At 71.8% G+C, this 7,730-nt stretch carries 9 protein-coding genes; 7 read left to right on the forward strand and 2 right to left on the reverse strand.

Annotation, left to right across the window (positions count from 1 at the left end; genetic code table 11):
- The first annotated feature begins 94 nt into the window (after window positions 1–94).
- The 3 genes from ACIF83_RS45480 to ACIF83_RS45490 are packed head-to-tail and all read left to right on the forward strand — an operon-like array spanning window position 95 to window position 2,090.
- Complete coding sequence (locus tag ACIF83_RS45480; protein ID WP_393480838.1) at window positions 95–934, forward strand: AraC family transcriptional regulator; 840 nt, start codon at window positions 95–97, stop codon at window positions 932–934.
- A 23-nt stretch (window positions 935–957) separates the two neighbouring features.
- Window positions 958–1,785, forward strand: coding sequence for an AzlC family ABC transporter permease (locus ACIF83_RS45485; protein WP_399736499.1), 828 nt, complete (start codon window positions 958–960; stop codon window positions 1,783–1,785).
- Window positions 1,782–2,090, forward strand: a complete 309-nt coding sequence (locus ACIF83_RS45490) for an AzlD domain-containing protein (RefSeq protein ID WP_393480843.1) — start codon at window positions 1,782–1,784, stop codon at window positions 2,088–2,090. The genes ACIF83_RS45485 and ACIF83_RS45490 overlap by 4 nt, the downstream gene beginning before the upstream one ends.
- Window positions 2,091–2,170: 80 nt before the next feature.
- Here the strand turns inward: ACIF83_RS45490 and ACIF83_RS45495 are convergent, their stop codons facing one another.
- Entirely contained in the window at window positions 2,171–3,118 is a 948-nt protein-coding gene (locus ACIF83_RS45495) for a hypothetical protein (protein WP_393480845.1), read from the reverse strand.
- Window positions 3,119–3,198: 80 nt separating this feature from the next.
- On the opposite strand from ACIF83_RS45495, the gene ACIF83_RS45500 reads away from it, so the two are divergent.
- Window positions 3,199–3,393 (forward strand): DUF3046 domain-containing protein, encoded by a 195-nt coding sequence (locus ACIF83_RS45500; protein ID WP_389169451.1) that lies wholly within the window; start codon window positions 3,199–3,201, stop codon window positions 3,391–3,393.
- Window positions 3,394–3,453: 60 nt separating this feature from the next.
- Entirely contained in the window at window positions 3,454–4,698 is a 1,245-nt protein-coding gene (locus ACIF83_RS45505) for an AI-2E family transporter (protein WP_398141322.1), read from the forward strand.
- Window positions 4,699–4,720: 22 nt separating this feature from the next.
- On the opposite strand, the gene ACIF83_RS45510 is transcribed toward ACIF83_RS45505, so the two are convergent.
- Complete coding sequence (locus ACIF83_RS45510) at window positions 4,721–5,464, reverse strand: hypothetical protein (protein WP_399736505.1); 744 nt, start codon at window positions 5,462–5,464, stop codon at window positions 4,721–4,723.
- A gap of 314 nt (window positions 5,465–5,778) precedes the next feature.
- Here ACIF83_RS45510 and recA point away from each other — a divergent pair, with 314 nt between their 5' ends.
- Both recA and recX read left to right on the forward strand, forming a co-directional pair.
- On the forward strand, window positions 5,779–6,894 hold the full coding sequence (gene recA, locus ACIF83_RS45515; RefSeq protein WP_393480852.1) for a recombinase RecA: 1,116 nt from the start codon (window positions 5,779–5,781) through the stop codon (window positions 6,892–6,894).
- Window positions 6,895–6,897: 3 nt separating this feature from the next.
- Entirely contained in the window at window positions 6,898–7,641 is a 744-nt protein-coding gene (recX, locus tag ACIF83_RS45520) for a recombination regulator RecX (protein ID WP_399736508.1), read from the forward strand.
- The last annotated feature ends 89 nt before the right edge of the window (window positions 7,642–7,730 follow it).

A 7,730-nucleotide genomic window follows, 5' to 3' on the forward strand; every position in this document is an offset into this window, starting at 1 on the left:
CTGCACCCGGCCACTGACAATCGTGCTGACCTGCGGAGAACAGGCAGGAGTGGGCCGACGCGGGCGGTCGGCGGGCGGGACGGACAATGGTCGTATGGCGGGTTCACCGGAGCGGGCGCGGCACTGGCGGTACGAAGAGCTGCCCGGCGTCGACCTGCTGCGGGCCCACTACATTCGCAAGACCTTCGTCCGGCACACCCACGAGAACTTCGTGATCGCGGCCATCGCCGACGGCGTCGAGGTCTTCCACCACCGCGGCTCCGACGTGTCCGCCGGCGCCGGCGCCCTCGCACTGGTCAATCCGGACACCCCGCACACGGGCCGGGCCGGCGTTCCCGAGGGCTGGCGGTACGGTGCGGTCTACCCGTCGCCCGAGGTGGTGGCCGCGATCGCGGCCGAGAGCGCCACGATCCGCGGCACACCCGGCTTCGTCAGCCCGGTCCTCGACGATCCGTACGCCGTCCGCCTGGTCCATCAGGTGCTCCGCGCTGCCGACGAGGGCAACGCGCTGGCCGCGGACACCCTGCTGCGCGTGGCCGTGACCAGACTGCTGCAGCTCAACGGCGGGCCGCTGCCGCAGCGGCGGACACGGACCGCCGGAGCGCGGACCGCGGCACGCGCGCGTGCCGTGCTGGAGGAGCGGATGGCCGCGCCGCCGACTCTGGAACGCCTCGCCACCGACCTCGGAACCAGCCCGTTCGCCCTGCTGCGGGCGTTCCGCGACGCCTACGGCATGCCGCCGCACACCTGGCTGACCGACGCCCGGGTGCGGCGTGCCCGGCTGTTGCTGGACGCGGGAACGGCGCCCGCCGAGGCGGCCGTCGCCGTCGGCTTCACCGACCAGCCGCACCTCAACCGGCACTTCACCCGGATCGTCGGCGTCCCCCCGGGCGCCTACCAGCGCGAGCGCAAGAACGTACAAGACCTGGGCTGACGGTCGCCCGTACCGTCCGGGGCGTGGCACAACAGACAGCACTCGCGGACATGGCCGCCGACGGCACGGAAAAGCCCGACTCCGCCGTCGTACGGGACGCCCTGGGGGTCGGCGTCGCCGTCGGGCTGTCCGGGGTCGCCTTCGGGGTGACCTCGGTCGGCAGCGGACTCGGACTCCTGCAGACCTGCGCGCTCAGCCTCCTGGTGTTCACCGGCGCCTCCCAGTTCGCCCTGGTGGGCGCGCTCGCCGCCGGCGGCAACCCGTTGACGGCCGCCGCCGGCGCGTTCTTCCTGGGCGTGCGCAACGCCTTCTACGGGCTGCGGCTGTCGCAGCTGCTGGCCCTCCGGCGCGCGGTGCGGCCGCTCGCCGCCCAGTGGGTGATCGACGAGACCACGGCGGTGACCCTGGCCCAGCCGACCCGGCGCGCCGCCCGGATCGGGTTCACCGTCACCGGGCTCAGTCTCTACCTGCTGTGGAACCTCACCACGCTGCTCGGCGCGGTGGGCGCGAAGGCCATCGGGGACAGCGACGCGTGGGGCCTGGACGCGGCCGGCCCGGCGGTCTTCCTGGCCCTGCTCGCCCCGATGCTGAAGACGTCCACCGAGCGCATGGCCGCGGGCCTCGCGATCCTGCTGGGCCTCGGACTGCTGCCCGTCCTGCCGGCCGGCGTACCGGTCCTGGTGGCCGCCCTGGCGGCACCGGCCGTGCTGTTCGCCGAGGGCCGGCGCAGCGGTCGTACCCGACAGAACGCGTCGGACGCGCCGGACGGGCAGGCCGTGTCGGACGGACAGGACGGGCAGGATGCGTCGGCCGGACAGCACGTGCCGGACGGATCGGAGGAGGTCCGATGAACACGTGGATCGCGATCGGTGCGACCGCTCTCGGCTGCTACGCCGTCAAACTCGCCGGACTGCTCGTCCCCGCAGACGTCCTGGAGCGGCCGTTCGTCCGGCGGCTCGCCGCCCTGCTGCCCGTCGCCCTCCTCGCCGCGCTCACGGCCCAGCAGACGTTCGCCGACGGGCACGCGCTCGTGCTGGACGCAAGGGCCGCCGGACTCGGTGCGGCCGCCGTGGCGCTGGTGCTGCGCGCCCCGTTCCTGCTGGTTGTCGCGGCGGCCGTGGTGGTGACGGCGGGGGTGCGGGCGATCGGTGGGTGAGCGCGGCCGGTGGCAGCGGGCCTTTGGGCTCACCTAGGTCAGCCCGGGTCAGCCGGGGTTCAGCCCGGGGTCAGACGGGCTCAGCCCACGAAGCGGCCGTACGCCCTGAGGGTGTGCAGTGCCTCGATGGTCACCATGGGGCGTGCCTCCAGCGTGGGAGCCGGTGCCCAGTGGTGCCAGCGGACGGGCCAGCCGCCGTCCTCCTCCTGCTGCTCGGCTGCGAGGTGGTCCAGGGAGCGTGCCATCTCCTCGTCCGTGAACCACGCGCGCGCGAGCGATTGCGGGCTCTTCGCGAAGTCGTGCGGGAAGTGGTGCTCGCCCGGGGCGTAGCCGGGAGCGACCGGGAAGGCGTCGAGACGATCCGGGTCCAGGGCCGCCAGCCGCTGCTCGCGCACCAGGCGGCCGAGACGGTCGGCGGCGGCCTCCGCGCGCGGGCGGTCGGGGGCGGAGTCCAGGAAGGCCACGGCGGCCTCCACCTCGTAGGGGTGGGACTTCTCCAGGGACTCCACGGCCTGCCAGCAGAAGTCGGTGGCGCGGAACAGCCAGGCGTGCCAGACCTCGTTGCGGTGCAGCAGCCCGACCACGGGACCGGTGGCGAGCAGTTCGCTGGGTGGGTCGTCCACGACCGGGACGAACGGGGCCACCGGGTAACCGCGCTGGCCGGGATGGATCGCCGGCAGGGCACCGTCCGCGGTGGAGACGGAGGTCAGATAGCGGCACACCCGCTCCACCCGCTGCCCGCCGCAGCGCCCGACGGCGTCCAGGACGCGCAACGCGTGACCGGTGTGCAGGGGCTGGCTCACCGGACCGCGCAGATCGGGTTCCAGCGCGTGACCGTACCCGCCGTCCTCGTTGCGGTAGGCGTCCAGCGCCGCCTCCACCGGATCGGCGGCGCCGTTCAGGAAGTGGTACGCGAAGAGCCGCTGCTCCAGCACGCGCGCGGTGAGCCAGACGAACTGTTCGGCGCGGAAGAGCGGGGAGCGCGCCGGGGGCGTGGGGGGCAGGGAGGAAGCTCCTGTTTCGGCCATGCGACAGACCGTAGGGCGGAAAGCGGTCTCGGCAAGCGGTCCCGGGCGGGCCCCACCCCCAGGGGCGGGATACTGGAGGCATGCGGTTGACGGTCTTCTGGCAGCGGATGGCGGAACACTTCGGTCCGGGGTACGCCGACACGTTCGCGCGCGATCATGTGATGTCGGACCTGGGCGGACGCACGGTGCACGAGGCGCTGGACGCCGGCTGGGATGCCAAGGACGTGTGGCGCGTGGTCTGCTCGGTCATGAACGTGCCCGGGGAGCAGCGCTGACCGGGCACGAACCCCCCGGGCGGCCATCGGGTTGTCGGCGGCGTGGGCGAGACTTGGCCCGTGGCACCCACTGACGAGACCGCGCCGGTCGACCGGCCCGCAGCATCCCCGACCGCTACGACGACGCCCGACCGGCCGCCGGCCGACGCCGCCGCGCCGGGCGGCCGCATGCCGCGCTGGCTGCCGCGCGCCATGGTGCTCGCGCTCGCGCTCATAGCCTCCTTCCAGCTGGGCAGCTGGGCCTTCCACCAGCTGACCGGGCTGTTGATCAACATATTGATCGCGTTCTTCCTGGCCCTCGCCATCGAGCCCGCGGTGAGCTGGATGGCCGCCCGCGGCATGCGCAGGGGACTCGCCACCTTCCTGGTCTTCCTCGGCCTGGTGATCGTCACCGCCGGCTTCATCACGTTGCTCGGCTCGATGCTGGCCGGCCAGATCATCAAGATGGTCGAGGGCTTCCCCGGCTACCTGGACTCGGTCATCAACTGGATCAACGAGACGTTCCACACGGACCTGAGGCGCGTGGACGTACAGGAGGGCCTGCTGCACTCCGACTGGCTGCGCAAGTATGCGCAGAACAGCGCGGCCGGAGTGCTCGACGTGTCCGCCCAGGTGCTCGGCGGCCTCTTCCAGCTGCTGACGGTCACGCTGTTCTCGTTCTACTTCGCCGCCGACGGCCCCCGGCTGCGCCGCGCGCTCTGCTCCGTCCTGCCACCCGCGCGCCAGGCGGAGGTGCTGCGGGCCTGGGAGATCGCCGTCGACAAGACGGGCGGCTACCTCTACTCGCGCGGTCTGATGGCGCTCATCTCCGGGATAGCGCACTACATCCTGTTCCAGGCCCTGGGCGTGCCGTACGCACCCGTGCTCGGTGTCTGGGTGGGTCTCGTCTCGCAGTTCATCCCGACCATCGGCACCTACCTCGCGGGTGCGCTGCCGATGCTGATCGCGTTCACCGTGAACCCCTGGTACGCGGTGTGGGTGCTGATCTTCGTCGTGATCTACCAGCAGTTCGAGAACTACATGCTGCAGCCCAAGCTGACCGCCAAGACCGTCGACATCCACCCGGCCGTCGCCTTCGGCTCGGTGATCGCGGGCACCGCGCTGCTGGGCGCGGTCGGCGCGCTGATCGCCATCCCGGCGGTCGCCACGCTGCAGGCCTTCCTGGGCGCGTACGTGAAGCGGTACGCCGTCACGGACGATCCCCGGGTGCACGGACACCGCACGCGGCGGCCCGGCCGCCCAGGGGGGCGCACCCGCATACGACAGCTGTGGGAACGGCGGCCCAGCGCGGAGGAGTCCTCGTAGGAGCCTCTGCCCGGGGCCGTGGTCAGTACGTCAGGACCGCCCTCACCCCGGCGGCTGCGACGGCCACCGCGTAACAGCCCACCGCGGTGGCCACGACGTGCCACCGCGCGCGCTCGCTCCAGGACGTGCGGGACAGCAGCCGGGCCAGCAGCGGCAGGACCAGGACGGCGTGCAGGCTCACTCCGTGCAGCGGCTTGAGCGGGGCCGTCGAGTGATATGCGGCCTCCTGGTGGCCGGTCCGGGTGAGCACGACCCCGCGCGCGATCATCGCCGCGCCCGAGGCCAGCGCCACGAGCAGGATCGCGAACCCCGAGCGCACCGCGAGCGGCATGCCGGCGGGGCCCGTCGGCCGGTGCCGGAAGGACGCGACGGCGAAGACGGTGAGCAGCGCCACCAGGAGACCGCCGCCCACCGCGAGCGTCATGGACACCGCGGTGTCGAAGGGGGTCTCCATGTTCAGGTGCGAGGGCACCCGGCGCCACGCCTGAAGGGTGATGTCGCCGACCTCCACCACGCAGTCCGCGGCGAAGACGACGAGCAGGACGGTGCGCAGCCGCGCCCCGATGCGCAGGTACGACGTGACCCAGGTGATCGCGATCAGCGTCACTCCGAAGGAGAGCCCGAACGTGACGGGCTTGCGCCAGGAGACGGGACCGTCCCAGGGGCCGCCGTCGACCGCGAACACCACCAGGTGGGCGAGACCGGAGAGGACGAGGAGCAGACCGGTCGCGTGACACAGGCGCTCGGCGGGGCGCGGATTCTTCATGGCCCCAGGCTTGCGGGAGCGCGCCGTGCGGTCGTCGTCCGGCCGAAGTCACCCGCTCTACGACGCCGGGAGTAGCGGCGTGCGCCGCGGCGCGGAAGGGGGCTGCGGTCACCGTGGGGTGCGCTTGACACGAAAATCGAACATCCATTCTCATGGAAGCTCAGGCGAGGCTCCAGGCGGGGATTTAGACATGTTTCGTGTTGAGATGTCCCCTTGTTATCCACAGGCCGGGCCGACGTCGGGGCGCATTGTCAGTGGCAGGCGTTAGCGTCTTTGACGTGAAGCGATCGACTCAAGCAAACCGGGTGGAACCCATGGCAGGAACCGACCGCGAGAAGGCGCTCGACGCCGCGCTCGCACAGATTGAACGGCAATTCGGCAAGGGCGCGGTCATGCGCATGGGCGAGCGGTCGAAGGAGCCCATCGAGGTCATCCCGACCGGCTCGACCGCACTCGACGTCGCGCTCGGCGTCGGTGGTCTGCCACGCGGCCGTGTCGTCGAGATCTACGGCCCGGAGTCCTCCGGTAAGACGACCCTGACCCTGCACGCCGTGGCCAACGCCCAGAAGGCGGGCGGCCAGGTCGCCTTCGTGGACGCCGAGCACGCCCTCGACCCCGAGTACGCGCGCAAGCTCGGTGTCGACATCGACAACCTGATCCTCTCCCAGCCCGACAACGGTGAGCAGGCCCTGGAGATCGTGGACATGCTCGTCCGCTCCGGAGCCCTCGACCTGATCGTCATCGACTCCGTCGCCGCGCTCGTCCCGCGTGCGGAGATCGAGGGCGAGATGGGTGACAGCCACGTCGGTCTGCAGGCCCGACTGATGAGCCAGGCCCTGCGGAAGATCACCAGTGCGCTCAACCAGTCCAAGACCACCGCGATCTTCATCAACCAGCTGCGCGAGAAGATCGGCGTGATGTTCGGCTCCCCGGAGACCACGACCGGTGGCCGGGCGCTGAAGTTCTACGCCTCGGTGCGTATCGACATCCGCCGTATCGAGACCCTGAAGGACGGCACGGAGGCGGTCGGCAACCGCACCCGCTGCAAGGTCGTCAAGAACAAGGTCGCCCCGCCCTTCAAGCAGGCCGAGTTCGACATCCTCTACGGCCAGGGCATCAGCCGCGAGGGCGGCCTGATCGACATGGGCGTCGAGCACGGCTTCGTCCGCAAGGCCGGCGCCTGGTACACGTACGAGGGCGACCAGCTCGGCCAGGGCAAGGAGAACGCGCGCAACTTCCTCAAGGACAACCCGGACCTGGCCAACGAGATCGAGAAGAAGATCAAGGAGAAGCTGGGCGTGGGTGTCCGGCCGGAGGAGCCCTCCGCCGAGCCGGGCGCGGACGCGGCGGTGACCACCGCGGCCGGGGACGACACCAAGGCGGCGCCCACCAAGGCCACCAAGCCCAAGGCCGCCACTGCCAAGAGCTGACCCGTGACACGACGAACCGACTGGGCCGAGTACGAGTACGCCACCCCTGGCACCCCACGGGGGAGGGGCAGCGGCGGCGACTCGGGCTCCGCCACGACCGGTGACGACGGGTACGGCGACGGAGAGCACTGCGGGGCCGGGTCACGGGGCGGTCGGGGGCGCGGCCGTGGCCGTCGGCGGGGCGGCTTCGGGGAGCCGCCCGGTGAGGACGAAGGCACCCCCACCTCGTCGAGGGCCGAGCGGGGGGAGTCTTCAGGGGACCCGGCTGAGCGGGCGCGGGCGATCTGTCTGCGCCTGCTCACCGGGACCCCGCGCACCCGCAAGCAGCTCGCGGACGCCCTGCGCAAGCGGGAGATCCCCGAGGACGTGGCCGAGGAGGTGCTGTCCCGGTTCGAGGAGGTCGGGCTCATCGACGACAGCGCGTTCGCGGACGCCTGGGTGGAGTCCCGGCACCATGGCCGGGGGCTCGCCCGCCGCGCACTCGCCCAGGAACTGCGCACCAAGGGCGTCGACTCCGCGCTGATCGACGAGGCCGTCGGCCAGCTCGACTCGGAGCAGGAGGAGGCGACCGCCCGCGAGCTGGTCGCCCGCAAGCTGCGGGCCACCCGTGGCCTCGACCGCGACAAGCGGCTCCGGCGCCTCGCAGGCATGCTCGCCCGCAAGGGCTACCCCGAGGGCATGGCCCTCCGCGTGGTCCGCCAGGCCCTGGAGGAAGAGGGCGAGGACACGGAGTTCCTCGAGGGCTAGGTGTATTGACCCGGGACGTTGTTGACGCGGCTGATGGGTGGCTTGCCGTCCAGTGCGGTGTGGCAGCGGTGGTGGTTGTAGGTGTGGAG

Origin of the sequence: Streptomyces sp. NPDC085866 (assembly GCF_044541035.1) — a bacterium.
GTDB lineage: Bacteria > Actinomycetota > Actinomycetes > Streptomycetales > Streptomycetaceae > Streptomyces.

What these genes read in the sequence shown, in the direction of transcription:
- ACIF83_RS45480 (WP_393480838.1), top strand. Translation starts at nt 95, where the DNA reads ATGGCGGGTTCACCGGAGCGGGCGCGGCACTGGCGGTACGAAGAGCTG.
- ACIF83_RS45490 (WP_393480843.1), top strand. Translation starts at nt 1,782, where the DNA reads ATGAACACGTGGATCGCGATCGGTGCGACCGCTCTCGGCTGCTACGCC.
- ACIF83_RS45495 (WP_393480845.1), bottom strand. Translation starts at nt 3,118, where the DNA reads ATGGCCGAAACAGGAGCTTCCTCCCTGCCCCCCACGCCCCCGGCGCGC.
- ACIF83_RS45500 (WP_389169451.1), top strand. Translation starts at nt 3,199, where the DNA reads ATGCGGTTGACGGTCTTCTGGCAGCGGATGGCGGAACACTTCGGTCCG.
- ACIF83_RS45510 (WP_399736505.1), bottom strand. Translation starts at nt 5,464, where the DNA reads ATGAAGAATCCGCGCCCCGCCGAGCGCCTGTGTCACGCGACCGGTCTG.
- recA (WP_393480852.1), top strand. Translation starts at nt 5,779, where the DNA reads ATGGCAGGAACCGACCGCGAGAAGGCGCTCGACGCCGCGCTCGCACAG.